Origin of the sequence: Acinetobacter sp. V89_4 (assembly GCF_029967875.1) — a bacterium.
In the GTDB taxonomy this organism is placed as follows: Bacteria; Pseudomonadota; Gammaproteobacteria; order Pseudomonadales; family Moraxellaceae; genus Acinetobacter; species Acinetobacter oleivorans.
The window spans coordinates 157013-181775 of the sequence record NZ_JASCAI010000030.1 but is presented as its reverse complement, the minus strand read 5'-3'; the positions used below and the strand labels follow the sequence as shown (position 1 = coordinate 181775).

Annotated in this window: 29 protein-coding genes and 1 pseudogene; 29 read left to right on the top strand and 1 reads right to left on the bottom strand. The window is 37.0% G+C overall.

Annotated elements, in window-relative coordinates; all coding sequences use genetic code 11:
- Positions 1-248: 248 nt before the first annotated feature.
- The 11 genes from QLG01_RS18250 to QLG01_RS18200 all read left to right on the top strand — a co-directional run bounded on the left by QLG01_RS18250 (position 249) and on the right by QLG01_RS18200 (position 9308).
- Positions 249-1415, top strand: a complete 1167-nt coding sequence (locus QLG01_RS18250; RefSeq protein ID WP_282497114.1) for a carbohydrate porin — start codon at positions 249-251, stop codon at positions 1413-1415.
- Positions 1416-1426: 11 nt separating this feature from the next.
- Positions 1427-2722 (top strand): serine hydrolase, encoded by a 1296-nt coding sequence (locus tag QLG01_RS18245; RefSeq protein ID WP_282497113.1) that lies wholly within the window; start codon positions 1427-1429, stop codon positions 2720-2722.
- 284 nt (positions 2723-3006) lie between these two features.
- Positions 3007-3711 (top strand): hypothetical protein, encoded by a 705-nt coding sequence (locus tag QLG01_RS18240; RefSeq protein ID WP_034591021.1) that lies wholly within the window; start codon positions 3007-3009, stop codon positions 3709-3711.
- Between the two features lie 176 nt (positions 3712-3887).
- On the top strand, positions 3888-4445 hold the full coding sequence (locus QLG01_RS18235) for a hypothetical protein (RefSeq protein ID WP_005303892.1): 558 nt from the start codon (positions 3888-3890) through the stop codon (positions 4443-4445).
- Between the two features lie 2 nt (positions 4446-4447).
- Positions 4448-5140 (top strand): hypothetical protein, encoded by a 693-nt coding sequence (locus tag QLG01_RS18230; RefSeq protein WP_282497112.1) that lies wholly within the window; start codon positions 4448-4450, stop codon positions 5138-5140.
- A 160-nt stretch (positions 5141-5300) separates the two neighbouring features.
- Entirely contained in the window at positions 5301-5618 is a 318-nt protein-coding gene (locus QLG01_RS18225) for a hypothetical protein (protein ID WP_005303895.1), read from the top strand.
- A gap of 169 nt (positions 5619-5787) precedes the next feature.
- A complete protein-coding gene (locus QLG01_RS18220; protein ID WP_013198340.1) occupies positions 5788-5982 on the top strand; it encodes a hypothetical protein in 195 nt (64 codons plus the stop codon).
- Positions 5983-6232: 250 nt separating this feature from the next.
- Positions 6233-6691, top strand: a complete 459-nt coding sequence (locus QLG01_RS18215; RefSeq protein ID WP_013198339.1) for a hypothetical protein — start codon at positions 6233-6235, stop codon at positions 6689-6691.
- A 313-nt stretch (positions 6692-7004) separates the two neighbouring features.
- On the top strand, positions 7005-7349 hold the full coding sequence (locus QLG01_RS18210; protein ID WP_282497111.1) for a hypothetical protein: 345 nt from the start codon (positions 7005-7007) through the stop codon (positions 7347-7349).
- A 124-nt stretch (positions 7350-7473) separates the two neighbouring features.
- Positions 7474-8418: a DUF4424 family protein gene (locus tag QLG01_RS18205; protein ID WP_282497110.1), complete on the top strand. Its 945-nt coding sequence runs from the start codon at positions 7474-7476 to the stop codon at positions 8416-8418.
- A gap of 92 nt (positions 8419-8510) precedes the next feature.
- The gene (locus QLG01_RS18200; protein WP_151987569.1) at positions 8511-9308 is read left to right on the top strand and encodes an SDR family oxidoreductase; all 798 of its coding nucleotides are present in this window, start codon (positions 8511-8513) and stop codon (positions 9306-9308) included.
- On the opposite strand, the gene QLG01_RS18195 is transcribed toward QLG01_RS18200, so the two are convergent.
- The gene (locus tag QLG01_RS18195; protein ID WP_151767694.1) at positions 9305-9907 is read right to left on the bottom strand and encodes a DoxX family protein; all 603 of its coding nucleotides are present in this window, start codon (positions 9905-9907) and stop codon (positions 9305-9307) included. The two genes, QLG01_RS18200 and QLG01_RS18195, sit on opposite strands and share 4 nt — an antisense overlap.
- 164 nt (positions 9908-10071) lie before the next feature.
- Here QLG01_RS18195 and QLG01_RS18190 point away from each other — a divergent pair, with 164 nt between their 5' ends.
- From QLG01_RS18190 to QLG01_RS18105, 18 genes and pseudogenes are all read left to right on the top strand, one after another.
- On the top strand, positions 10072-10347 hold the full coding sequence (locus QLG01_RS18190; RefSeq protein WP_151987571.1) for a hypothetical protein: 276 nt from the start codon (positions 10072-10074) through the stop codon (positions 10345-10347).
- Between the two features lie 69 nt (positions 10348-10416).
- A complete protein-coding gene (locus tag QLG01_RS18185) occupies positions 10417-11280 on the top strand; it encodes a DUF692 domain-containing protein (protein WP_151987573.1) in 864 nt (287 codons plus the stop codon).
- A complete protein-coding gene (locus QLG01_RS18180) occupies positions 11231-11986 on the top strand; it encodes a putative DNA-binding domain-containing protein (RefSeq protein ID WP_151987575.1) in 756 nt (251 codons plus the stop codon). Before QLG01_RS18185 ends, QLG01_RS18180 begins: the two co-directional genes overlap by 50 nt.
- A gap of 2 nt (positions 11987-11988) precedes the next feature.
- Complete coding sequence (locus tag QLG01_RS18175) at positions 11989-12609, top strand: RNA polymerase factor sigma-70 (protein WP_151987577.1); 621 nt, start codon at positions 11989-11991, stop codon at positions 12607-12609.
- Positions 12603-12782 carry a zf-HC2 domain-containing protein gene (locus tag QLG01_RS18170; RefSeq protein ID WP_002048456.1) on the top strand — a complete coding sequence of 60 codons (180 nt, stop codon included), beginning with the start codon at positions 12603-12605 and terminating at the stop codon, positions 12780-12782. Before QLG01_RS18175 ends, QLG01_RS18170 begins: the two co-directional genes overlap by 7 nt.
- Before the next feature lie 90 nt (positions 12783-12872).
- Complete coding sequence (mumR, locus tag QLG01_RS18165; protein ID WP_005303905.1) at positions 12873-13784, top strand: LysR family transcriptional regulator MumR; 912 nt, start codon at positions 12873-12875, stop codon at positions 13782-13784.
- A gap of 340 nt (positions 13785-14124) precedes the next feature.
- On the top strand, positions 14125-15378 hold the full coding sequence (locus tag QLG01_RS18160; protein WP_081399177.1) for an NRAMP family divalent metal transporter: 1254 nt from the start codon (positions 14125-14127) through the stop codon (positions 15376-15378).
- A 34-nt stretch (positions 15379-15412) separates the two neighbouring features.
- The gene (locus QLG01_RS18155) at positions 15413-16177 is read left to right on the top strand and encodes a 5-oxoprolinase subunit PxpA (RefSeq protein ID WP_004793259.1); all 765 of its coding nucleotides are present in this window, start codon (positions 15413-15415) and stop codon (positions 16175-16177) included.
- Positions 16178-16179: 2 nt separating this feature from the next.
- Positions 16180-16995: a putative hydro-lyase gene (locus tag QLG01_RS18150; RefSeq protein WP_282497109.1), complete on the top strand. Its 816-nt coding sequence runs from the start codon at positions 16180-16182 to the stop codon at positions 16993-16995.
- A 32-nt stretch (positions 16996-17027) separates the two neighbouring features.
- On the top strand, positions 17028-18611 hold the full coding sequence (locus QLG01_RS18145) for an urea amidolyase family protein (protein ID WP_282497108.1): 1584 nt from the start codon (positions 17028-17030) through the stop codon (positions 18609-18611).
- Entirely contained in the window at positions 18611-20329 is a 1719-nt protein-coding gene (locus QLG01_RS18140; protein ID WP_282497180.1) for a biotin carboxylase N-terminal domain-containing protein, read from the top strand. The genes QLG01_RS18145 and QLG01_RS18140 overlap by 1 nt, the downstream gene beginning before the upstream one ends.
- A 302-nt stretch (positions 20330-20631) precedes the next feature.
- A complete protein-coding gene (locus QLG01_RS18135) occupies positions 20632-21852 on the top strand; it encodes a chloride channel protein (RefSeq protein ID WP_282497107.1) in 1221 nt (406 codons plus the stop codon).
- A 208-nt stretch (positions 21853-22060) separates the two neighbouring features.
- A complete protein-coding gene (locus tag QLG01_RS18130) occupies positions 22061-22372 on the top strand; it encodes a hypothetical protein (protein ID WP_144731022.1) in 312 nt (103 codons plus the stop codon).
- Between the two features lie 43 nt (positions 22373-22415).
- Positions 22416-22714, top strand: a pseudogene (locus QLG01_RS18125) (hypothetical protein).
- 77 nt (positions 22715-22791) lie between these two features.
- Positions 22792-23100: a hypothetical protein gene (locus tag QLG01_RS18120; protein ID WP_282497106.1), complete on the top strand. Its 309-nt coding sequence runs from the start codon at positions 22792-22794 to the stop codon at positions 23098-23100.
- A gap of 49 nt (positions 23101-23149) precedes the next feature.
- Positions 23150-23353 carry a hypothetical protein gene (locus QLG01_RS18115; protein ID WP_282497105.1) on the top strand — a complete coding sequence of 68 codons (204 nt, stop codon included), beginning with the start codon at positions 23150-23152 and terminating at the stop codon, positions 23351-23353.
- Between the two features lie 12 nt (positions 23354-23365).
- Positions 23366-23722 carry a hypothetical protein gene (locus tag QLG01_RS18110; RefSeq protein WP_205469521.1) on the top strand — a complete coding sequence of 119 codons (357 nt, stop codon included), beginning with the start codon at positions 23366-23368 and terminating at the stop codon, positions 23720-23722.
- Between the two features lie 176 nt (positions 23723-23898).
- A complete protein-coding gene (locus QLG01_RS18105) occupies positions 23899-24666 on the top strand; it encodes a hypothetical protein (protein WP_282497104.1) in 768 nt (255 codons plus the stop codon).
- Positions 24667-24763: the final 97 nt, after the last annotated feature.

The window sequence follows — 24763 nt, the reverse complement described above, 5'->3', positions numbered from 1 at the left end:
TAGCACACAAGTCAAGCCAATATAAATATGTTGAAATCAGATTTATCAAATGGGACTGAAATAAATGAGTAAGCCTAAAGTTATCGATATTTATTAAATATAATTTATTAATTTGTGGTGGAGGAGATTCAAAAACTATCAGAGTTAATAAATATTATATTGAGCTAGAAAAATCATTAAGCCAAGTTTTTAATTATAAAAATATAAAACTAGGAAGGTGATTAATTATATTTAAAGGAAAGAATTCTATGTATATATCTAAACAAGGATGTATAGGTACACTCGTGCTTTTATATACTATGAGTGCAAATGCAGAAGTGAACCTAAAAGATAATTTTAAGTTCACAGCTAATTTTATTGATTTAGCGATGTATAGCCAAGAAAGTAATGTAGATGACAATTTTACTAATTCAGCAGGTTTGTTTTTAAATACTGAAATTAAATTAGCGAATGAAAGTCAGGATTTTGGGGTTTTAAAAGCACAATATGTGTTTAATGGTTTAAATGATGATGCACAGCTAAATACCTCAAACAATTGGTTTGGCGGAGTAGGAAGTTATGTTGGTGGAGCAATTGCTGCCAATGATTTGGCTTCATCCCAACTTAGTTTGCTGACTTGGGATAAGTATTGGAGTGATAAGAAACTCTATACTTCCGTTGGGCGCACTAACCTAAGACGGTATTTCCTCTATAACAATTGTCAAAATATCCTGTTATGTACTGACCCGATTAAAGGCGCAATGGGTTCATTGCCGACTAACTATGCGTATTGGGGTGGTTATGCCAAATATAATTTATCAGACCATATCTATATGCATGCAGGGGTTTTTGAGGTTAACACAGATGATTATGTCTATAAGAAAAAAGGATTAGATTTTTCCTTTCATCATCAGCTAGGTTACACCCAAGTATATGGTATGGGATATAAAGATAAAAATACTAAAGCAGAGTTATTATATTTTTATAATAATTCTGAATATCGTAATGCATATACTCAAGAAAAATATGATGGTACGGATGGATTAAATTTTAGATTTAATCATGATTTTAATAATCAGAATATTCCAACTGTATTTGGTGCTTACTCATATATTGATGAAAAAAACCAGCCTTATAAAAATTATTGGGAACTCGGATTAAGCTACAAAATCAATCAAGGTAAAAATCATTTAGGCGTTAAGTTCGGTCAGTCTCAACTCAATGATGATTATGTTTTAATGACAGAGAAAATTAATGGTAATAATAATAAAACAACCTCTTTTCTTTCTTTAGATACCGATATTAATTACAAACGCCTAACTCTAAGCCCATTCGTACAATACATCTGGAATCCAGATAACTACTACCGCTCTACAGGAAAAACCTTCAATAGCAATGTGATTGTCGGTTTAGTCACGCAAATTAAGCTCTACTAAGGGAAAAAAAGATGAAGATTACAAAAATGAGCCTACTGTTCACTGGTCTATTCGTCAGTAGTGTCGCTTGTGCTGAATATAGCTGTCAGCAGTTGGAACTAAAGGACTGTCCAACGACCGTGGATAAAAAATTACCTGACCCACATGATATGTTGACATGGACACAACAACAAAGGGTGATTGGTTTTCGAAATACATTCCGTAGTTATGATGGCAGCATTTTTCACCCTGATAAGAAAAACGTGCTTGCACTCCCAAAACTAAAGAACAGTATTAAAAATAAAGATATCCATTACTCAGTAGATGGTAAAAATTATAATTTAAATGACTACTTAAAAAATCAAAGTGTTGCAGGTCTGATTGTATTAAAAGATGGCAAAATTGCTTATGAATATTACGGACAAGGGAACAATGAAACGACTTTATGGACTTCTCGTTCAGTTGCAAAGTCTATTGTAGCAACATTAATTGGAGTTGCTATTCAACAAGGTAAAATCAAATCGGTAGATGATCCAATCATTCAATACTTACCAGATTTAAAAGGAACTGCTTGGGAAAAAGTATCCTTAAAACAGCTTTTGCAGCACACTTCGGGTGTTGAGTGGAATGAAAACTATAAAGATCCAAATTCAGATTTTGCAAAAATGACCTACTGTGAGGCAGCTAACGATCCAGATGCTTGTGTCTATAAAAATGTAAAAAACCAGAAAGCGAAATATGAACCAGGAACGGTATGGTCATATAGCACAGGTGGGGCATATCTGGTGGGTAAAGTGTTAGAAGCTGCTACACATGAAAATATTGCTAAATACCTGGAAGATAACGTCTGGAAACGGGTAGGTATGGAGCGAGAAGGTGTTTGGCAATCTTATACCCGCAATCAAGTTGACATGGGTGGACATGGGTTTAATGCAACGTTACGTGATTATGCGCGTTTCGGACAATTTATATTGAATGAAGGACATGTTTCTAATGGCGACAAGATGTTACCCGATGGTTGGACAGCCCAAGCGACCAAATGGAATCAAGCGAAAGGCTCTGTCTCAGAAAACTACCCAAAAGGCATATATGGTTTTCAATGGTGGAATTCACATGCCAAAAAAGGTTCGCCATTAAGCACACAAAATTCTGATGAAACTTTCTGGGGACTGGGTATTTTTGGGCAGATGTTAGCCATTAACCCTAAAGACAAGATTGTCATGATGCAGTGGAGTACATGGGAAACTGCAATGCCATCCGCTGAGCTTGATAATGAAAAAAGTTTATTTTTTAATGCGGTAACTCAGCATCTTACCCAGCAAAAATAAGTGATTTTCTATAGCTTAGATTGTCATTAAATTTTAACTTGATATTTAACTAAGGTAATTTTAGAATCCGCCCAACAAATTTTTAGGAGCTTCAATGTGAGTACTTGCTCGAGTGACGGTAGTCGATCGGTAATAGTCTAAGTATCCACTGAAGTCCTGACAGACCTCTTTTTGTGGATACAAGAAGAGGTTTTTTATTTTCATCTTTTCATTTCTATTATTAACCCATGATTTATTCATGACGGGTTGCAGTACTTGCATGTGCTCCATGACTTATGGGAGTGATGCCAGTGTTATTTACTTTAAAGAAACGCTCACTTATTTCTGGTTTCTGTTTATTTGCATTATCTAACGCTAGCCATAGTGGACGACCTATGGTTGTGGACGATGCTGCTCTTGTTTCGCCAAAAACTTGCCAACTAGAAACTTGGGCGCAGCATAACCCTGACAACAAAGAATATTGGGCAACACCAGCCTGTAATTTTGGTGGAAATTTTGAATTTGCGGTAGGGATGGGAAGAGTAAACGATGATACTGAGCACGTCAGTTATGCAACTTTACAAGGTAAAACCTTATTAAAACCCTTAGAAACGAATGATTGGGGAATCGGCTTTTCTTTTGGCACACTAATAAATGCTAAAGATTCTTCAAAAAAAGATTGGACGGTTAATGTTCCTTTAAGTGTTTCTACATTGGATGATAAGTTTTTAATCCATGCCAACCTTGGTTGGTTACGTGAAAATACTACGCATAAAAACCAAACTACGTGGGGAATTGGAACCGAAACACAACTTACTCATCCATTAACGCTCACTGCCGAAGTATATGGTAATGACCGAAATGATGCCTTTTACCAAACAGGTTTTCGATACATGGTCTATAAAGACCTTGTGCAATTAAACGCAAGTTATGGCAACCAAATGTCTCATCACAATAATGCTTTTTTCTCTGTCGGATTTGTATTTCTAACAAAGCCATTTTTACCTTAATAACTTAGAAATATCTCAAAGTTCCCTTCAGAAAGTGCTCTTTTAAAACATAAAAGAGCACAGTAAAAATAAGTATATATTTCATATAAGGAAACTTTCTCTCACTTCTTTTGATTTCATCTAAAACATAGAGTAAAGTTCGTTCACAAGATATTAAATAAAATGAATGGCTTGTTATGAATATTATAAAAGGTACTAATTTTTGGAGATTACTTTCTATTATATTAGGTTTTATTATTTTTCTAGGATTGTATTATTTTTTTATTGTATATCCTAAGGATACAGAGCAAGCCAGAATAAGATTTTCAGAAGAAGTCATGGCTTCTTTTTTTTGGATGGACTTATCTGATGAAGTGGAAATAAACAGTATTATTTTAAAAGAGGGCCTAGCGTTAAACCAAATTAATGATGAGATATATATTAACGATTTGAATGGTTTAAGCTCATTTTATGTTTGGAATGGTGAACATAAAGAAATGAAAGATGTCTTAAATAAATATTCTGAGTATTCATATTTTGGTAATAAGGGCATTCGAGGATTATGCTTAAAGCTTATGTTTGTACAACAATATAATCAAAAAATTCAGCAGAAAAATTATTCTTCACCAAGGCTATTAGCATCAAAAAATATTAATAAACGTAATCTGGAAACTATCTCTCCATGGTTAAATGATATGAAGGCTTTTGATGAGTTTTATAAAGCTAAACACATGATTCCAAATTGTAAGATATAGATATGGCCTCTAAAAACTTTCTGTCTACTATTGCACTGAAAAGTAAGGAGAACAAAGGAAATATAGCTATATGTTCTATTCTTTTTATTATTCCTTTATTTGTATTTCCTGCTTATCCTAAAAATGAATGGCAGTATGAGCTATATCAATACATCACACAAACTATGCATGTGACTGTTGGTACGAAAGGCCCATTACCGTTTTTTACGATTCTTTATAGCCTTTATATAACCATAGTCATGTTCTTTGTTGGTTGTGTTATCTGCTATTTTTTTATTAAAAAATATGGGGTTAATAAATATTATCAAGAAGAAATTTATAAATTCTTTTTCAAAGCCGAATTTGAGTCTTCAAAAAAATACCCTTGGTTAGAGAAACCTTTAATCAAAAAGATTTTAGTCTCAAGTACATTTGCTGGGTGTTTTGTCATGGGAATTATTCATTTTATTGAGGATGATATTACTCACCAAAGGCCTAGACGTAGGGGGGGACTCATATCATTTAGTTATAACTATAGAGTCGGGATTATGTTTTGGGAAATAGTAAGCACAGCCTTTAGTATTTTTCCTATTTTTTATTTTGGTCTTTTATTTCTATATATCATTAATTATTTTTTTCGCGGGTTAGGTACAGGTAAGGTAGCTATTCCTTTAGAAGTGCCAAGCAAAAAAAGAAAGAGAACTAGGAAGGTGTGATATTTTCCTTTTGAACTGATTAAACACATTTCACTCAACCTATCAATAAATGTGACAGAATCTAACTTTTTATATCATGTAAATACGACTATCCTAATTGAACTTGAGCACATCCTTTTGAAGTGTTCGTTTTTTCGTTAGGTTTTTAGGTATTTAAAAAATGAATAAAATGCACGTAACTTTAGCGGTCATTATTGGTTTAATTGTTGGTGGTGTAATAGGCGCTCTTGGTTACTCTAAAACTGCTGCACGTTATGACGCAATGACTACAGCCTGTGTCATGGTAAATCAAGCGGTTGAACATAGCATCTTGAAACCAGAACAAGTGAAAGAGCTAGGTGAGCTAACAGGTCAAAGCCTTAAAAAAGATTATGAGTCAGTTGCATCCAAATTTAAATTCTCTGAAAAGCAATTAGGTAACGCATCTGAAGGTTCTAATTGTAGCCAGTTTATTGTTGGGGTAAATGCCGCAAAATAACCTAGAGTAAGCCCACAAACTGTGGGCTTTTTTATGTAAGCCTATTTGGGGTGTCTACAAGATCAACTGAACATATGATCTATAAACTGCTATAATAATGATCAAAGTAAAATCTAAGCTTGCTCTAAAGGCAGGCTTTTTATATGTGTAAATAAGTCTGCTAGGAAATATGAAACGCTATTTAAAACAAACTGAATCGGCTACGACTAATTGGACAACAGAGCAAGACTGCTTCTTGATCGAAAATAACTTTCTTTCAATTCAGGAACTCATTGAACAGTTACCTTTTTCTGAAGAAGAAATACGAGTACGTAGAGCCGTTTTAGGTTTAGTGAGACGAGATAAACAGATGAAAACATATTAATTTTACCAAACGGTCAAAATAATATGAAAATAAATGTTTCTAATTATCTCTATTCAACCATTCATTTTTGCGGATGAGTTATCAAAACCATAATTTTTTTAGGTATTTTTATGGTGCACTTTACATAAAGTTCTAATTACTTACAAAGCACTCCAATAAGGATACCTTTAATTACACTACTTTAAGCATAATCAAAGACAGAAAACATTCATAGATCAGCACTTTATAACAATAGTACGGAGAGAGGTTAATGCCAAAGTATCTAGCTGTAGCCGAAAAGGTTTATAAAAATATTAAAAAAGATAGCTTATTCACTGATGACATTACTCAGAACCTTAACTGTTTAATTAGTCAGATTCGAAAAGCCATTAAAGGAACGGAGTTTAAGCTCAAGTTCAACTATATAGACTTTGAAGAAAACTTAACGAAACCGTTAAGTGAGTGCAAGGTCCAGATTGATTTGAGTGTTATGCCGAAGTTCGCAAATGAAGGTGAGTATCTTCTTTGGTTAGCTGGTTTTATCGAGCGAATCACAGAAGGGGGAAAACCTAAATTACCACCAATTTCGCATTTTTTGCCACCAGGTTTTAAGATGTCGAAAGATGCGTTTCCAATGACTGTTGCTCCTGCAAAAGAAGAGCATGCTGATATGATCATCAATTATTTTAAATCTGAGGATTTTATTAAAACTAATAAAACTCCTTCATAAAAGAATATAGAAGTGAACGTCCACCTTGCTTCTATATACTGCTGGTTTTTAAGTTCAGCGACCGCCTTCTGGGGCGGTTTTTTTTACTCAAAAATAAAGACTGAGTTAACTTTTATTTTTGAGTAAAGGCATATTTTCGAGAATATTAAATGTATATAAATATACTCAAGATTAACTAATTTTTATAAATAACAATATATTGGCTGTATTCTTTAATAAAGAGAAATATACACTTTTCACACAACCAACGTGCCAAGTAACGCAATTAAACATTTAGCTGTTCATAATCTTTAAAAAAAGAGAGATGAATGATATGAATGAAAATGCAGAGCTTATAAAATATATAGACGTTGCTGAAAACGTCTATGAACGGGTCTATGAAAATAACCAAGTTTCTAATAATTTGATTGTTAACCTTAACCGCATTATGGCGGAAATCAAAAAGCAGGCCGAAGAAAAAGACCTAAAGTTGAAATATAAATCGATCGATTTTGAATATTGCTTGAGCTTACCTTTGGCAGATCGAGATATTAAAATTGACCTTAGTTTGATTCCTCACTTTGAACACCGTGATGAATGCATTTTATGGTTAACGAACTTTATAGGAAAAATTAGTGTGCAAAAAAGGATGATAAGGCAGAAACTAAATTATCATTAAAATGAATTAGATTTTAAATGCATGAACGAACCGTCTTTAGACGGTTTTTTGTGGGTGAAATATATAATATGATTTACCACAGATTGACACTCCATAATTAGAAAATGACATAGAGCGCTTTAAAATGAAAAAGCTTGTAATGACTTTTGCTGTATTAATTCAATTATCGACCTATAGCGTAGCCAATGATTCTACGGGCTACGTCGGTACAGGTGGAATTCAATATCTTAAAAATTCGCAGATTGCCATGCAAAGCGAAGATCTATTTATTAGTAAAAAACGAATTAAAGTCGACTACCTCTATAAAAACCTAGGCAATAAAGACGTCACTGAAACGATTTTATTTCCGCTACCACGCATTGATAATTTCTTTGAGTCTGACTTTGCTCACACTGAAGAGCTTTTAAAAAGTTTTAAGATTGTGGTGGATGGTAAAAATATTAATCCAGAAATGCACGTGCGAACGTTTATTCAAAAAGATGAGAAATCCCCTCTGATTGATGCAACGGATGAGTTTAAGCAGTGCGATTTTAGTGAAAAAGACATGCTTAATCCGTGGCTACGTAATAACGATGATTATGAGTATTATGTAGATAAGTTAAAGAAGTGTAATAAGCCACAAATACAGAAAATTTTAGCCAATTTTAAAAAAGATGATGTGATTCCGTGGTCATCTCAAGTGATCTATAGTTGGAAGCAGACCTTCAAAGCCAATAGTCTGACTAAAATTCAGCATGAATATAAACCTTTGGTGGGTGGTTCAGTTGCTCTCTATCCAGATGAATATAACCAGCAATTTTGTATGGATAAACAATTTAAGCAGGGCTTAAAAAAAGCCAGTTCAGAAAATTCGCCGTTTAGTGCTTTGGGCTATATTTTGACGACGGGTGCAAATTGGGCAAAGCCGATTGAAAACTTTAAGTTAACCATTGAGCGGGATAAAGACGAACTGGTTTCATTTTGTTGGGATGGGCCAGTTAAAAAGATTAGCCCAACTCAATTTCAAATGACTAAAACCAAGTTTGTACCAAAGCGAGATTTAGATATTATTTTTGTCAAAGTTAGATAAGCTCATACAAACTCTAAACTGTATAAAATTGCATCACTCTTGATTGTGTGACATAACTTAATGATGGCACATAATAACAAGAGGATGCCGCAATGTTGCTTAAGGGAAAAGTGGCTGTCATTTTTGGAGGCAGTGGAGCAATTGGCACTGCAATTGCGAAGGTTTTTATTCGTGAAGGTGCACATGTCTATTTGTGTGCAAGAGATTTAAATAAACTGCAAAACATTGCGACACAACTACATGAACTTGGAAGTGCGGTTCATACGGCCAGCGTTGATGTGTTAGACAGTCAGTCAATAAATAATACCGTTGCTCAAATTGCTCAAGATACAGGTGGGCTAGATTTGATCATCAATGCCACCAGTTTTATACATAATCAAGGCAAAGAAATTTTGGAATTAAATCTTGATGAGTTCGTCGGGGGAATAAATCCATTTCTAACGGCTCAGTTTAATATCTCTAAAGCTGTGGTGCCTTATATGGGTGGTGATCGTGGTGGAACAATGATTTCAATTGTGGCACCTTCAGCTCGGATGGCAATACCGGGCCATCTGGGGCATATTGTGGGCTGTGCCGGAATCGAAGCTTTTATTAAAGCACTGGCTAGTGAGCTAGGGCCTAAAAATATACGAGTGCTGGGTGTTCGCTCACATGCAATTGTTGATGCTGTTCAAGCTGGTTCCTACACGCGTGAATTATTTGAGTCAAAAGCACAGGCAATGGGGCTTAGCATAGGACAATGGTTAGAAGGTGCGGCCCAGAGCACTATGCTAAAACGGCTACCCACGCTTTCTCAGGTTGCAGAAACTGTGGCTTTTCTAGCATCGGAACATGCGAACTCAATGACTGCAACCGTGGTAAATATGACGGCTGGTGCAATAATCGATTAGTGCAATTTATTTTTAATCCAATAATCTAAACTAAAGTAACGGCCACCTCCAAGTACAAGCAGAGCAAGCAACATAACCATGTAGGTCGCAGCAAATTCAATTCCATTATTTAAAATAACAAACGAACCGCTCGATGTAAGCCAGTCATAGTTGCCATAGTTCTGTAGAATTTCACGAGCTTTATCTAACTTTTCAGCGGAGGCCAATACTTGCATGTTTGCGAAGGGTGCATGCGGGTCAGCAATTGCTTGCCATCCATTAGGGAGATGTACCGTAAATATTGCAACTAACATTGTAATAATGAGTGGGATACTAATTAAACGGGTAAACAGACCTAATGTTAAAAGTATTGCACCTGCTAGCTCAGTTGCTGTTGCAAGCAAAGCCATTAAATAGGGGAAAGGAAGTCCTAATCCTCCATCTGAGTTGCCGAACCATTCTACAATGTCATTGAAGTGCATTAATTTATTTATGCCTGCCATCCAAAATATGGGGACTAGGTACAATCGAATAGCCAGCGCTGCAATGCCATCAATATGCTGTAGGGACTCGCCGAGTCGTTGATAGTATTTACATAAGCCATAAATAAAGTTCTTCATAATAATTTCACATCCATTGCGATTGAATAATAATTAGTCGGATGGAAGCTGTATTTCTTACATAAAAAATTTTTTTATTTACGGTGTAATAAAAAAGGATTTGGTCCGTCTAACTTTATGTACATGTGTACAAACCGAGAAATTATCATTAAAGGAATACGAAAATGAACAAACTCAACTCAATGACTTCAGTGGCAGCATTATTAGCACTTTCAGTTGCAGGAGCTACGCAAATGGCTGTAGCAGCAACCAATACAACAACCGAAGTACATGCAACCAAAGCAGCCGATGGTAAATGTGGTGAAGCGAAATGCGGAGCCAACAAAATGAAAAAACATGAAAAATCTGCTGAAGCAAAATGTGGAGCAGCTAAAAAAGCAGCAGATGGTAAATGCGGTGCAGATAAAAAAGTTGCTGATGGTAAGTGTGGTGCCAAGTAAACAATTTAATCATGGATGATGTCGGCCTTCTAGTAAGTGTCGGCATCATTTCCAAAAGGAGAAATCACCATGATGGAGTTGAATGGTGTAGGGCTTGGTTTAAGACGAGATTTCATAGATTCGTTTCTAACAGCAAAAACATATCCGGACTTTATTGAGGTTGCCCCAGAAAATTGGCTAGGTTTTGGTGGTCGACATGCAAAATTACTTGCACAGTGTGCTGAAAAAGCGCCGTTAATTTGTCACGGCTTGTCATTATCTATTGGAGGGCCGCATCCACTTAATCTCGAATTTATTGGTCGAGTAAAAAACTTTTTAGAACAATATGATGTACCAATTTATTCTGAACATTTAAGTTATACAAATGATGGTGGCTATTTATATGATTTATTGCCAATACCGATGACAGAAGCAGCTGTTAAATATGTGGCTGAACGCATTTTGCGTGTGCAAGATATTTTAGGGAAAAGATTAGTTATAGAGAATGTTTCTACTTATGTCATGCCGAATGCCGAAATGAGTGAAGCTGAATTTATCCGTGAGGTTATTCAATATGCAGACTGTGATTTACTTCTTGATGTAAACAATGCCTATGTCAACAGTATCAATCATGGCAGTAACGCATTTGGATTTATTCGAGACATGCCAAAAGAGCGCATCCGTTATTTACATATTGCTGGGCATGAACAAGTTCAGAAAAATTTATTAATTGATACGCATGGTGCAGAAGTTTGTGACTGTGTTTGGGAGTTGTTGAGATATACCTATCAAGTATGTGGAGTAAAACCGACTTTATTAGAACGCGACTTTAATATTCCATCATGGCAAGAATTAGAAGAGGAACTTGCCAAAATTAAACTTATTCAACAACAGGAGAGTGGCTATGAAGGGAAATCAAACATCCTTCCAAACCATGCAACGTCAGTTTTGTGACTGGATTCGTGATCCTGATTTGGAAATACCCCAAGCACTTCCTCCTCAAAGAATGCAAATTTATCGGGATTTACTTTTTAATAATGTCAGCTCATTTATTAACTTAGTTTATCCGGTAGCTCGTGCGATGTTGCCAGAGTTAAAGTGGCAAAAACTGCTGTTAGAGTTTTTTCAAAAAGCTGAGAGTCGCTCACCTTTATACAATGATATCTCTTTAGAGTTTAGAGAGTATTTAACAGAGCAACAGCATCCGATATTACAAGAGTATCCTTGGTTGGCTGAGTTATTACAGTTTGAATGGCTAGAATTATATTTAGACACTGTTGAAATTGAAGATGTTGTTTTACATGAAAATTATGCTTGGCAGTTAACCACCAAAGTATGGGTATTGGTTTATCAATATCCTGTTTATACTTGGACGACTTTAATGACACCAGAACAAGTTGAACTTGCACCAGGTGCAGTAATGGTCTGGCGCGATGAACAAGATAGGGTATGTATTGAACAACTCTCTCCACTGTTTGCTATGCTGATTGAACAGTTAACTCAAAATATAACGTTAACTGATCATGATATTTTTACACTCATTCAATCAGTACTCGCTGACTTGTCTGAGCCTGAAATTTATCTGCAAATTCAAGAACTCAAAAACCTCTTAACTCGGCTACAATTAATTCAAACTCCCTATAATTTAAAAGAGGCATAAGGATGACTTCAGCCGCGGCATCACGTCATGACGACCTAGGGGATCAACTGCATAATCCAGCCTTTTTACAAGACTTAAGACAGCAAATGATTAAATTTGCTTTTTTACAGTTGTCTTCGCTTCCGCAAGCTGAGGATGTAGTGCAAGAGGCATTAACGAGCGCTTTTCAAAATTTAGATTCATTTAAAGGGCGGGCTGCGTTCAAAACATGGGTATTCGCGATTTTAAAAAATAAAATTATTGATGTAGTTAGGCAAAAGTCGCGCTTGGTCGCAATGTCTGAATTATTTAAAGATGAGGAAAGCGAACTCAGTGTCGACGAGTTATTCGATGCATCAGGGCACTGGCATAAATATGAAGCCCCTCAAGCATGGCAAAGCCCTGAAGAAATGATAGAGCAGTCAGATTTCTGGATAATTTTTGAAGCTTGTTTAGATCATTTGCCAGCCAAATATGCTCAGGTTTTTATGATGAGAGAAGTGATAGAGCTGAGTTCCAACGAAATTTGTAGCAAGCTGGAATTGTCTATTTCAAATTTTAATGTGTTGATGTATCGAAGTCGTACCCGATTACGGGAATGCTTAGAAAATAAATGGTTATTGAAGGAGGATTGTTCATGTTGACATGCCGACAAGCCACTCAACTATTGTCTGAAAAGCAAGATAGACCGCTGTTTTTACGCGAGCAAAGTAGTTTACAACTGCATTTGTTGGCGTGTCGATCATGCCGCCGTTATGCAAAACAGATCAAAACAATTAGTCAGCTTTCTAAAGCATTTAAAAATTTGGATGGCTAACTTTAGTTAAAAATTTATTTATTGCTGGCCTTAACGCGTTAAAAGCTTACATACTATAAAAGTGAAGGAATTTTTAAGACAGGATGAAACGTGAATTTAAAGAATCTTGAAGCATTTTATTGGGTTGTGACTTTAAATAGCTTCAATAAGGCTGCGACTAAATTGCAAACTACCCAGCCTGCGGTATCTCAAAAAATCACATCTCTTGAAAATGAATTAGGCTTTAAAGTTTTAGATCGAAATTATCGGCAGTTTAAACCGACTCATAAAGGCTTAACTTTATTTAAGTACGCCGAAAAATTTATGCGCCTAGAAACAGATCTGGTGGCTGAACTGACCGAAAACCAGCACCTGACTGGCACCATTCGTTTAGGGGTTTCCGAAACTATTGTTTATACGTGGTTAGTTGAATATATCGAAAAGGTTCAACAAGAGTTTCCAAAAATTTCAGTCGAAATTGTGGTGGACCTGACACCTAACTTACAAGAGGGCGTTCGAACAGGCGACTTGGACATGGCTTTTTTGCTTGGGCCAACCTTGGCTTTTGAGTGTATTGAACAAGCTTTATGTGATTTTGAATTAAGTTTCTTGGCTTCACCTTCATTTAAAGGCGGTGTAGCTCAAATGTCCTTTAAAACTTTAATGTCACATACCATTTTAACTTACCCCAAAATTACCTATCCCTATAAAGAATTAAAAGCCAGAATGAAAGAACAAGGAATTGATGAACCACTCTCAATTACCAGTTATTCATTAGCGACTTTATTGCGTTTAGCCGAGCAGGGGCTAGGTATTGCTGTCGTACCGACTTTAACGGCGCTAAAAGAAATTACCGACGGACGACTAGAAATATTAAATACTCCCATTCAGTTAAAGACCTTTCATTTCACCTCAATCTACATTCAAGGAAATGATGTTGCTTTGAAAGAAAAACTAACTGAAGTTGCTGTTAGGGTGTCGGAAAGTGCCATGAAAAGCCTCAATGAGAAAATCCAAAAATAAGCGATACTTTTATTTCACATAAAATATTTTTTCTTATTTTAAATAGGCTGCTTGCATGCAAAGTCATAAAAGCAGCTTATCTCGTTCAATAAGTAAAACTTATCCTGCTTTTTTAATAAAATATAAACCATTTAAAATCAAATGCTTGAGTTTTTAATTTTATGTAAAAAGTCTTATTGTTCGTAGGGTTTAGCTATGTTTTTATTTTAGATACAAGATTTGATCACCGATTGTGCTGATTGGGGAACAGGGAATCTTTGTCATTTTAAAGGATTAAAGAATATTGTTTGGGAAAAATGATGTTCTTGGTTCAACCTGAAAATAGCGTTGTTAAGCTCAAATGGATGAGGAACGCATTAATATGTCTTTACTGAAATCTTCTTTTTTATCAGATCGCCAATGGGCCATTGTAGCCTCAATCTTTATGATGGCGACCTCTGCAATGGGGCCAGGATTTTTAACCCAAACTGCTGTATTTACAGTCAAGTTAGGTGCAGCATTCGGCTTCGCAATTTTAGTTTCCATTCTGATTGATTATGTAGTTCAACAAAATATTTGGCGAGTGGTCACACTTACTCAAATGCGTGCATCAGACATTGCCAATAAAGCATTACCGGGTAGTGGTTATTTACTGGCGTTTCTGGTGATTTTGGGTGGTTTTTTCTTTAGTGTTGGTAACATTGCAGGTGCAGCTTTAGGCTTAAATGCGCTTTTTGGCCTAGACACAAAGTGGGGCGGTATTTTAAGTGGTGCCTTAGCCATTTTGATTTTTGCTTCAAGAAAAGCAACGCTTGCCATGGATAAAAGCATGATCGTGTTGGGATTGCTTAAAATCCTCCTGATTATTATTGTTGCCGTCATTGTAATGCCTCCAGTTGGGCAAGCTGTACATCAAACCTTTGCTCCAGATCAGATCGACTTTGCCATTATTACCACTATTGTTGGCGGTACGGTTGGTGGCTATATCTGCTACGCGGGTGCCCATCGTTTACTCGATAAAGGCGCTGTTGGTCCTGAAAATATTGATGAGGTTGCTAAAGCTGCGACCAAGGGCATTATTGTTGTCGGCATCATGCGCTACGTATTGTTTTTAGCGTTTTTAGGTGTGGTGGTGAGCGGTGCAACGATTGATTTAGCCAGCCATGATGCCAATCCGGCAGCTCAAGCATTCCAATATGCAGCTGGTACATTTGGTTTTAAATTGTTCGGCTTAATTTTCTGGGCAGCAGGTATTAGTAGCACCATTGGCGCAGCATATACTTCAGTTTCATTCTTTACTGCGTTTAAAAAGAACTTAACACCAAAACAAACCAACTATACGACTATTACCTTTATCGCATTGGCTTTATTGCTCTATGTGTTATTGGGTGCAACTCCAGCAGGTCTACTCATTTTCGTCGGTGGTTTTAACGGTTTGGTGTTGCCAATTGGTCTTACAATTTTTGTGTATGTTGCTGCATGCCGTAAAGATTTAATGGGTAATTACAACTATCCAAAATGGTTGCTTATTTTGGGTGGGTTAACATGTCTGTTGACATGGTGGATGGGCTATATGTCATTTACGACAGTGTTTAACTATTTGACCAAGCTTTAAACCAGACTTTGTTAAGTGATAAAGGAATAATGCCATGTTTGTAGATTTAAATAGTGATTTGGGTGAAAGCTTTGGTTCATGGAAAATGGGTAATGATGATCAGATCTTACCTGTCGTGACCAGTGCCAATATTGCGTGTGGCTTCCATGCTGGCGACCCGCTCGGTATTTTAAAAACGGTTCGTAAAGCAGTTGAGCTGGGTGTGACTGTTGGTGCTCATGTGTCTTACCCAGACCTTGTAGGCTTTGGCCGCCGTAATATGGATTTATCACGTGATGAACTGATTGCCGATGTGCTTTACCAAATTTCTGCACTCGATGGTTTGGCTAAAGTGGCAGGCTCAAAAGTGCAATACGTTAAACCACATGGCGCGCTTTATAACACGATTGCACATGACCAAGCTCAAGCAGCCGCAGTGATTGATGCGATTAAAATGTATAACCCTGAATTGGTTTTAGTGGCTTTGGCGGGATCGAACTTAGTCGAGCAGGCACGAGCTGCTGGTTTAAAAGTAGTCTCTGAAGCATTTGCAGACCGTGCCTATAACAGCGATGGTTCACTGGTGTCTCGTCGTCTAGAAGGTGCGGTTTTACATGACTCAGCATTTGTTGCGAGCCGTGTGGTTTCAATGCTTAAAAATGGTGGGGTAGAGTCAATTGACGGTGTATTTACTCCAATTCAGGCCGACACCATTTGCCTACATGGTGACACCGACGGTGCATTAGAGATGTCAGCAGCCATTAAAGCCGAGCTTGTAAAAAATAATATTGAAATCCGCCCGTTTGTAAACAAAGCATAAGGATGAACACCATGTATAAGGATATTAAAGTCGACCCAGCTCAGCTTGAAGCCGCATTAGATGCGCGTTTAAAAATTCGTGCAGGTTTTGATAAGCCGACAGCAGGCATGGCTGCGGGCATGACGCAGGTCAACATGATTTCGGTGCCAAAAGAGTGGGCATATGACTTTTTACTCTATGCACACCGTAACCCGCAAAGCTGCCCAGTGCTTGATGTGCTCGAAGAAGGCATCTATGCAACTAAGCTTGCAGTAGACTCAGACATTCGAACTGACTTTCCGCGTTATCGCATTTGGAAAGATGGCCAAATGGTTGATGAAGTGACCGATGCAAGAGAGATTTATAACGCCCATCCTGATTTGGTGACTTTCTTAATTGGCTGTAGTTTTTCCTTTGAAACAGCCTTGCAAGAAGCGGGTATTGAAGTTCGCCATATTCATGACGATACCAATGTACCGATGTATTTGAGCAATATTCAGTGCCAACCGGCAGGGCGTATTTCAGGAAATATGGTCGTTTCTATGCGACCAATTCCATCGCATCAAATTAGTGAAGCGGTAAAAATTACAGCACGTATGCCAAGCGTGCATGGCGCACCTGTACATATTGGTCACCCTGAAAGCTTAGGAATTTCGGATGTAAATAAGCCAGACTTTGGTGATGCTTCTCGTATTGAAGCAGGTGAAATTCCAGTGTTTTGGGCATGTGGGGTAACACCGCAAGCAGCTGTTATGAACTCGAAAATTCCTTTTGCGATTAGTCATGCACCAGGTCACATGTTTATTACCGACATTCCTGACCGCGCTTGGATTGGCTAATTGGACTAAAGAAGAATTAAAAGGATAAGCAAATGCGTTTTTTATCGGTAAACGCCGATTGTTTCTTGATTGAGCTTGCGAGCCTAGAAGAAACTTTGGCGTTGTACAATAAATTGCAAAATACGCAATTGAATGGAATTAAAGACTTAGTCCCTGCTGCAAAAACAATTTTGGTTTTTTTCAACGAGATCGAAACCAACTTTAAAACGCTGGTTTCTTCAATTCAGAGCCTCAAAGTTGATTCTGGATTTGAGCGTAGCAGCCAAGAAGTAATTGTGCCGATTCGTTACGATGGCGAAGACCTTGCGCAAGTTGCCGAACTACAAGGGCTGTCTGTAGCTGATGTAATTAGAAAACATTACCAAAGCGTGTGGAATGTCGCTTTTATTGGTTTTGCGCCGGGCTTTGCTTATATGAGCAGTCCTGATAAGCCTTTTACCGATATTCCACGTTTAACGGTTCCGCGTAAAAAAATACCATCAGGCTCTTTGGGCTTAGCTGGAAAATACTCTGGAATTTACCCCAAAGACAGTCCGGGTGGCTGGCAGTTGATTGGTACAACATCAGAAAAAATGTGGGATTTAGAGCGTAAAAATCCTGCATTGCTGTTACCGGGTATGACCGTTCATTTTGAAGATGTCACACATCGTCCAACGACTGTGACTGTACCGCAGCAAATCACACGTAAGGTTGAGCCGAAACAATCTCTGCCACTATTTACGATCACTGCGCCAAGTTTACAGATGCTCATTCAAGACGAAGGACGCTTAAATCAGACCAATATTGGTGTTGGGGTTGCAGGTGCAATGGATTTATCTGCCATGCATAGTGCTAACCGTATTGTAGGTAACCCAACCGATACACCCGTTATTGAAGTTTTAAATGGCGGCCTAAAAGCCAAAATGCAGCATGCAGGCGTTATTGCAGTTGCAGGTGCCATTTCAAACATTCGTGTGAAATTCGCTGACGGTCAAACCACTGATTTTGCAAGCTATCAACCGATTGATTTGGATGAAGGCGATGAATTTCAAATTCAGCCACCAACAGCAGGCTTAAGAAACTATCTGGCAGTTCGCGGTGGTATAGACGTTGAACCAATACTCAATAGTGCTTCGTTTGACAGCTTGGCGGTATTAGGGCCAGAGCCTTTAAAGCTCGGAGATACCATTTACCAAGGACAGGTTCAAGCAGCCAACATTAGCCTAAATGAAGTGGGCAAAAGCGATTTGCCACGAGCTGGCGAAGTGGTCGAACTAGATATTGTGATGGGCCCACGTACAGACTGGTTTGAACAAGACAGTATTGAGTTGCTCTGTCAGCAAGGGTGGCTTGTGACCAATGAAAGCAACCGAGTTGGTCTCAGACTTTCAGGTGCACAGCCTTTAACTCGCAAAATTACCCATGAACTAGAAAGTGAAGGCACATGCATTGGTGCTTTACAGATTCCACCGAGCGGCCAACCCGTTTTGTTTATGAATGATCATCCTTTAACGGGCGGATATCCTGTTATTGGCTCTGTTGCTAAACACCATTGGGATTTGGTGGCACAGATTCCAGCAGGTTGCCGCATCAAATTTAAAAAAATTGCCGAATTTACAGATTTTGAGAATGAATGATGAATACAGAAAAATTATTGATTGCTAACCGTGGTGAAATTGCCGTTCGTATTATCCATGCTTGCCGTGACATGGGAATTGCTTCGGTCGCGTTATATGCAGATGACGATATTGGCAGCATGCATGTTGAACTTGCAGATGAAGCATGGGGCTTGGCTGGCGCAACTGCTAGCGAGACTTACCTAAATATTCCTGCCATTATTGAAGTTGCAAAGAAATCGAAAGCGACCATGGTCCATCCAGGTTACGGCTTTTTATCTGAGCGTGCTGAGTTTGCCCAAGCCGTGATTGATGCGGGCTTAAAATGGGTAGGGCCATCACCAAGTGCCATTGAAAAACTAGGCGATAAAATTGAAGCACGTAAAATTGCAGCTTCCGTTGGCGCGCCTTTGGTTCAGGGTACGCAAGATCCACTCAATAATGCAGAGGAAGCTTTAGAGTTTGCCAAGCAATATGGTTTACCAATTGCCATTAAAGCTGCGTTTGGTGGCGGTGGCCGTGGCTTAAAAGTTGCGTGGAAACTCGAAGAAGTTCAAGAGCTTTATGAGTCGGCAGTACGAGAGGCAAAAGCTGCCTTTGGTCGTGGTGAATGTTTTGTCGAGCAATATCTCGATAAACCGCGCCATGTAGAAGCGCAAGTGATTGCTGACCAACATGGCAATATTGTGGTACTTGGTACACGTGATTGTTCATTGCAACGTCGTAATCAAAAGTTAGTCGAAGAAGCACCGGCGCCATTTATTAGCGATGAGATTTACCAGCAAATTTTAACCTCGGCAAAAAACATTTGTCAGGCTGCAAACTATGTGGGTGCAGGAACAGTTGAATATTTACTAAGTCGCGACGGCAAGCTTTCATTTTTAGAAGTAAACACCCGTTTGCAAGTTGAGCACCCAGTGACCGAAGAAACCTCAAAAGTCGATTTGGTGGTTGAGCAAATTCGTGTTGCACAAGGTGAAGTGCTTTCTATTAAAGAAACACCAAAAGCCCAGGGCCACGCTATTGAGTTTCGTATTAATGCCGAAGACCCAGCTCGCGGGTTTATTCCGGCCTTTGGTGTGTTGAGTTTATTTGAAGCGCCTTTTGGTCACGGTGTACGAGTCGATACAGGAGTTCGAACTGGATCATTGGTGTCTAGTCATTTTGATTCACTCATGGCAAAACTCATTGTGACTGGCCCAACCCGTGAAATTGCAATTGCTCGCGCCAAACGTGCTTTGAAGCAATTTAAAATTGAAGGTGTAGCATCGGTTTTAGACTTTCACCGCGCGGTACTCAATGAGCCTGACTTTACAGATGAGTTTAATGTACACACGCGTTGGATCGAAAACGACTTTAAACAAGAGTTGAAACCGACTAAACGCGGCATTCCAAACCATCAACAACCGATGTTGCTGAGCTACATTGAAATTGATGGCAAGTTACACCGTTTAGGTTTACCTGCGGGCATGTTTGCACAAGGCCCAGCAACCGTAGCTCAAGCACAAACAGCTGAGCCAGAAGTGAGCGCCGAGCATTTACTTGCCCCAATTAATGGTGTGATTAGCGCTTGGAAAGTCGAAAATGGTGAGCAAGTCACAGAAGGCCAAGTGGTTGCCATTATGGAAGCTATGAAAATGGAAGTGCAGGTACTGGCGCATCGCAGTGGTGTTATTCAGATGAGCGCAGAGAAGGGTGCAACCTGCCATGCAGAAACTGTGATTGGTAGCATTAATTAAGTTTTGAATAAATGATTTGGCCTAATTTTGTTTTTAGTTTGATTGGGTCAAATCAGATGCTTATTTATTAACTCAGTTAGCTATGTTCACAGTACTCGTTAACCATTTTCAACTTGAAAGCCAGAAAGGGTTATGAGATATTTCGCCCTGTTTGGTGATATCAAAATTAATCACTGTATTGAAAGCTCGCTTGTGCGAGCTTTAATTTTTAGCCCAGTTTAAGCATTTCTCACTTAATGAGCTGGCTGCATAAAAAAATTGAGAATTTATCATCCATTTTAAAGGCGAATTGAAGAAAGCGAATGAAAATTCTACCTTCATCTGAATATGATCAAATTCTAAAATACAGTGTCTATTGGCTCGTCATCTCGATTGTGATTGGAGTCGTTGCTGGGTTGGCCTCGACTTTAATTTTTGTGGCCTTTGATATTTCAAATAAAGTCAGAAGCCTGCATCACTGGCTCATCTACTTTTTACCTTTTATTGGGTTTGGTATTGGTTATCTCATTAAAAAATATGGTTCACCGATTGAGCGGGGAACTCATTTATTGATTGATGAAATTCACCAGCCTAAGTCCTTTATTCCTAAACGAATGAGCCCCATCATTTTTATCACCTCAATTTTGACGCAGTTGTTTGGCGGCTCGGCAGGGCGTGAAGCACCAGCGGTTCAGCTTTCGGGTGCCTTAATTGACCACTTAAGCCATATATTAAAAATCTCGGAAGACAACCGAAAAATCTGTTTAATCGCGAGTATTGGTGCTGGCTTTGCAGGGGTGTTTGGCTTGCCTCTGGCAGGTGCAATCTATGGTTTGGAAATTACAGCTTTAGGTAACTTAAGATACTCAGCCATTTTCCCATGTTTTGTGTCGGCGCTTATTGCATCGACCATGCCTGAACTATTCGATATTGTTCATCCGCATATTTATTATGTCATTAGTGAGTTTCCACCTATTCATTTTGGCGTGCTCATGAGCTTGATTGCTGCAGGGTTAGTGTTTGGTTTAGCTGCACGTTTCTTTATTGCGGCTATTCACTTGGCGAGTGATCTCTTTTATAAATACATTCGCTATTTGCCATTAAGAACCATGGCCGGTGGTATTGTGATTATGCTACTTACGTTGTTCACTGCGCATCAGCAATACAATGGTTTGGGTACAGATAAAATCATTGCATCTTTTTATGTGCCGATTGAGTTTTACGACTTTTTTAATAAGACCGTATTTACCGCCATTACTCTAGGTTCGGGCTTTAAAGGTGGTGAAATTACGCCACTGTTTTATGTGGGGGCTACATTAGGTAATGCTTTAGGGGCGGTTTTAAACCTACCAATTTCATTGCTTGCAGGCTTAGGTTTGGTGAGTCTGTTTTCAGGGGCGAGTAAGGCACCGTTAACGTCTATTATTTTAGCTGTTGAGCTATTTGGAATGAATGTTGCGACTTATGCCATTATTACTTGTTTATTGGCAGCGCTATTTTCTGGGAATTGTGGGTTGTATCGTCGTAAAAAGTTGATGGATTGATTAAGCATTTCTAAGGAGTTGAGTGATTTCAAATTGCTTAACTCCTATTAAATCTTCTTTTTTTTAATAACAATAATAAAAATTGGCATATTAAATGCTTGATAAAAAATGATAAGCAAATGAAAAGAAATGAAGTTCTATTTCTTGTTGGGAACTATAATTAGAAATAGAAAATTATTTTAATATTAAAAAAGGAATAACTTAAACTGTGCCAATATTTATTCTAATACTTACGTTTTTTGTGGGTTTGCTTGTTGGGCGATACACTATATTTTTAATTGAAAAGTCTTTATCTGTTTTTTTATATGTTGTTCATAAATTTTTAAATAAATATTTAGTTCTTTTACTTTCAATTGTTTTTTGCTTTCTCTTTTTCTCTATCTATTTAACAGGAGGATTGATGTTGTGGCACATTCTTAGTGGTGGAATAACAGAACTGGGTAAGCTTATATATTTATCTGGATGGGTAGTCGGAGCAATATTTTTTGGATTTCATCCAGAAGATAATAATTTTAAATAAGGGATAAGTAGTTAATATAAAAAACAATCTTAAAGAGGGTGCTATGTCTATATTGGGTTTTGCTATTTTTTTTATATTCTTATATGGCATTGGCTATTTTGTAGTTAAAGCAGGGTGGAAGCTGCGCTATTTAGCGCCAATATGGTTTTTATTTTTTTTATTATCATTCTATTTGTTTTAGCAATTTTATTTCCTAAAGATTGGACCAATGCGCACTTTTTTACTGTAGATGGTCCTAATCACTTAGCACTTCTTTCTTTATTAATATCTTCATCTTTAAGTTCACTTATTACGTTTATTTTAGTTTTGGTTGTGTGGGCTATTCGACATGATGTCATTTAAATTGTTTAGATTAAAAAGTCTTAGGCAATCTAATATTTATATTAAAGAGCTAGGTCCTCTCTCATTTGGAGTAGTAAATGATTGAGTCTATTCCCATGATCATTTTGTTAGGTGCTTTTTCAGGTGCTTTTTTTGGGCGCTACTATAGAGCAGTCTTTGTCTTTTTATATGATAAAGTTTATATACTCCTTAAAGACCTTCTAACTAATCCTTTTCTTTCAATTGTTTCGATGCTTTGTGCAATAGTTTCTGTTTTCCTATTCGCGCTATGGGGCAATGTCTTTTCTTGGGTTATCTCTGACGAAAATTGGGTGTATTTTTATAACTCCTATTTTATTGGAGTTCTGGTAGGTCTTTTTCTGCTTAGGTTAAGTAGTAAAAAATAAGTTTTAAGTAGTTGAATTTAGATTATTCTACCTGTATCTTGCGATTGAAATGAAAAAAATATTAAAAATATTTAAATGGCTTATTGTCCTATTTCTAATGTTTGTTCTCTTGCTCGGTGTAATCGAGTTTATCGCAAATAAATTCTTTGATAATGCTGCCAAGAAGGATGCATGTGCTGACTCTGGAGGGGCATGGGATCATCAAAAAGATACCTGCCAATTTGGTCCTACTGATCCTAGAAGTAAAAAATAATTGGGAATATAAATGAAAAAGCAATTTGTCGATGAGAAAATGCAGAAATACTTGCGATTAATGCGTTTACGTAGAAACTTTGTATTCTCAGTATTAGTATTTCCATCAGTTGTTATTGTTGTATTGATGCTAGCAAGAGTAGATGAAAAGTACTTATCTATTTATTTTCCGATAACCATGATTCCTATCATATTATTTTTGATGTTTAAGCTGCTAGCTAACGATATATGCCCTTGGTGTAAATGTGGTTTTTTCATGAATGATCTAGGTTCTTTTGTTAATGGGCTAAGTTTTATCTTCAGAAAGCAATGCTCTCATTGCGGGCAGCCAGACAAATTATCAAAAAATGAAGATGTACATGATTCTTAAAACTATAGAATATCGCCGTAAGAAGTTGATGGATTAAGCTAGGTTTCTTAATAAATCTTAGCTGATATTCAAAATAAGATATTAGTATAAATAGTGTTATTGGATAGAATAGTTTTTATTATATAAGTAAATCTTTTTAAAATATTTAAATTTTATTTAACAGTTAGATATTGACTATGACAAATGAAGAAATAGCAGCTCAGGTAACAATTACAGCTGCACAAATACAAGCACATTATACTTTAGGTGCTGCTATTTTAAGCTCAATTGCAATTTTTATTGGAATTTATTTCTCTTGGAAGACTGCTTTAAATACTCAAAAAATTGCTCGACTGGCGGAAACTAAAAGAGATGTTTATTTAGACCTAGTTGAAAAATATTCATTGATGATGAATGGTTTTAATATTTTTATGCTAAATGGACATAATTGGGAGTTGTTGTTTGAAAGAATTACAAGTTTTTGTATTGCAATTGATAAATCTTCTTTTGTTTGTGAAACTGCCACTAAGAGTGAAATTAGTAAATTCCTTGTTGAATTTCAATTAAAAATTTCTGAAGAAATTCCTTATATTCATAAAGTTATACATGCTGATGAAAAGACTAAAAATTTAAAAATAAGTCAAAATAATACAAATATTTTATTTGAAAAAAGAATAACTTTTCTAGAGGAAATAATTCTTCAAAATCCAGAAGATGAGCGATTAAAAAGGCTATCTGATTTAGTAGAAACAACAATAAAAGATGGTGAAAAAATTAGTAAAGAAATTGAAAAAAGTATTATTGAGTCACAAAAGGAGAAAAATGAATGTCATGATCATCTTCTTGAGTTTATGAAAGTGACTAATATCTTAATTTTACCTATTAACCATAAATTAAGAGATGAATTAGGTATGCATACTGATATTCAATTGGATTATCTAATACATCAAAATTATCAAAAGTGATGAGTAAATTATAGATTTAATAGTTAAATAAATACAACTTAAAAAAGACTTTAAATCCTATTAGCTTTAATTTAATAAGAACAGGATTTTATATGCT

What these genes read in the sequence shown, in the direction of transcription:
- QLG01_RS18190 (WP_151987571.1), top strand. Translation starts at nt 10,072, where the DNA reads ATGAACAAACTCAACTCAATGACTTCAGTGGCAGCATTATTAGCACTT.
- QLG01_RS18240 (WP_034591021.1), top strand. Translation starts at nt 3,007, where the DNA reads ATGCCAGTGTTATTTACTTTAAAGAAACGCTCACTTATTTCTGGTTTC.
- QLG01_RS18145 (WP_282497108.1), top strand. Translation starts at nt 17,028, where the DNA reads ATGCGTTTTTTATCGGTAAACGCCGATTGTTTCTTGATTGAGCTTGCG.
- QLG01_RS18150 (WP_282497109.1), top strand. Translation starts at nt 16,180, where the DNA reads ATGAACACCATGTATAAGGATATTAAAGTCGACCCAGCTCAGCTTGAA.
- QLG01_RS18230 (WP_282497112.1), top strand. Translation starts at nt 4,448, where the DNA reads ATGGCCTCTAAAAACTTTCTGTCTACTATTGCACTGAAAAGTAAGGAG.
- QLG01_RS18135 (WP_282497107.1), top strand. Translation starts at nt 20,632, where the DNA reads ATGAAAATTCTACCTTCATCTGAATATGATCAAATTCTAAAATACAGT.
- QLG01_RS18155 (WP_004793259.1), top strand. Translation starts at nt 15,413, where the DNA reads ATGTTTGTAGATTTAAATAGTGATTTGGGTGAAAGCTTTGGTTCATGG.
- QLG01_RS18140 (WP_282497180.1), top strand. Translation starts at nt 18,611, where the DNA reads ATGAATACAGAAAAATTATTGATTGCTAACCGTGGTGAAATTGCCGTT.
- QLG01_RS18235 (WP_005303892.1), top strand. Translation starts at nt 3,888, where the DNA reads ATGAATATTATAAAAGGTACTAATTTTTGGAGATTACTTTCTATTATA.
- QLG01_RS18210 (WP_282497111.1), top strand. Translation starts at nt 7,005, where the DNA reads ATGAATGAAAATGCAGAGCTTATAAAATATATAGACGTTGCTGAAAAC.
- QLG01_RS18225 (WP_005303895.1), top strand. Translation starts at nt 5,301, where the DNA reads ATGAATAAAATGCACGTAACTTTAGCGGTCATTATTGGTTTAATTGTT.
- QLG01_RS18205 (WP_282497110.1), top strand. Translation starts at nt 7,474, where the DNA reads ATGAAAAAGCTTGTAATGACTTTTGCTGTATTAATTCAATTATCGACC.
- QLG01_RS18120 (WP_282497106.1), top strand. Translation starts at nt 22,792, where the DNA reads ATGATTGAGTCTATTCCCATGATCATTTTGTTAGGTGCTTTTTCAGGT.
- QLG01_RS18215 (WP_013198339.1), top strand. Translation starts at nt 6,233, where the DNA reads ATGCCAAAGTATCTAGCTGTAGCCGAAAAGGTTTATAAAAATATTAAA.
- QLG01_RS18160 (WP_081399177.1), top strand. Translation starts at nt 14,125, where the DNA reads ATGGATGAGGAACGCATTAATATGTCTTTACTGAAATCTTCTTTTTTA.
- QLG01_RS18250 (WP_282497114.1), top strand. Translation starts at nt 249, where the DNA reads ATGTATATATCTAAACAAGGATGTATAGGTACACTCGTGCTTTTATAT.
- QLG01_RS18200 (WP_151987569.1), top strand. Translation starts at nt 8,511, where the DNA reads ATGTTGCTTAAGGGAAAAGTGGCTGTCATTTTTGGAGGCAGTGGAGCA.
- QLG01_RS18110 (WP_205469521.1), top strand. Translation starts at nt 23,366, where the DNA reads ATGAAAAAGCAATTTGTCGATGAGAAAATGCAGAAATACTTGCGATTA.
- QLG01_RS18245 (WP_282497113.1), top strand. Translation starts at nt 1,427, where the DNA reads ATGAAGATTACAAAAATGAGCCTACTGTTCACTGGTCTATTCGTCAGT.
- QLG01_RS18115 (WP_282497105.1), top strand. Translation starts at nt 23,150, where the DNA reads ATGAAAAAAATATTAAAAATATTTAAATGGCTTATTGTCCTATTTCTA.
- QLG01_RS18180 (WP_151987575.1), top strand. Translation starts at nt 11,231, where the DNA reads ATGAAGGGAAATCAAACATCCTTCCAAACCATGCAACGTCAGTTTTGT.
- QLG01_RS18170 (WP_002048456.1), top strand. Translation starts at nt 12,603, where the DNA reads ATGTTGACATGCCGACAAGCCACTCAACTATTGTCTGAAAAGCAAGAT.
- QLG01_RS18175 (WP_151987577.1), top strand. Translation starts at nt 11,989, where the DNA reads ATGACTTCAGCCGCGGCATCACGTCATGACGACCTAGGGGATCAACTG.
- QLG01_RS18195 (WP_151767694.1), bottom strand. Translation starts at nt 9,907, where the DNA reads ATGAAGAACTTTATTTATGGCTTATGTAAATACTATCAACGACTCGGC.
- QLG01_RS18185 (WP_151987573.1), top strand. Translation starts at nt 10,417, where the DNA reads ATGATGGAGTTGAATGGTGTAGGGCTTGGTTTAAGACGAGATTTCATA.
- QLG01_RS18220 (WP_013198340.1), top strand. Translation starts at nt 5,788, where the DNA reads ATGAAACGCTATTTAAAACAAACTGAATCGGCTACGACTAATTGGACA.
- QLG01_RS18105 (WP_282497104.1), top strand. Translation starts at nt 23,899, where the DNA reads ATGACAAATGAAGAAATAGCAGCTCAGGTAACAATTACAGCTGCACAA.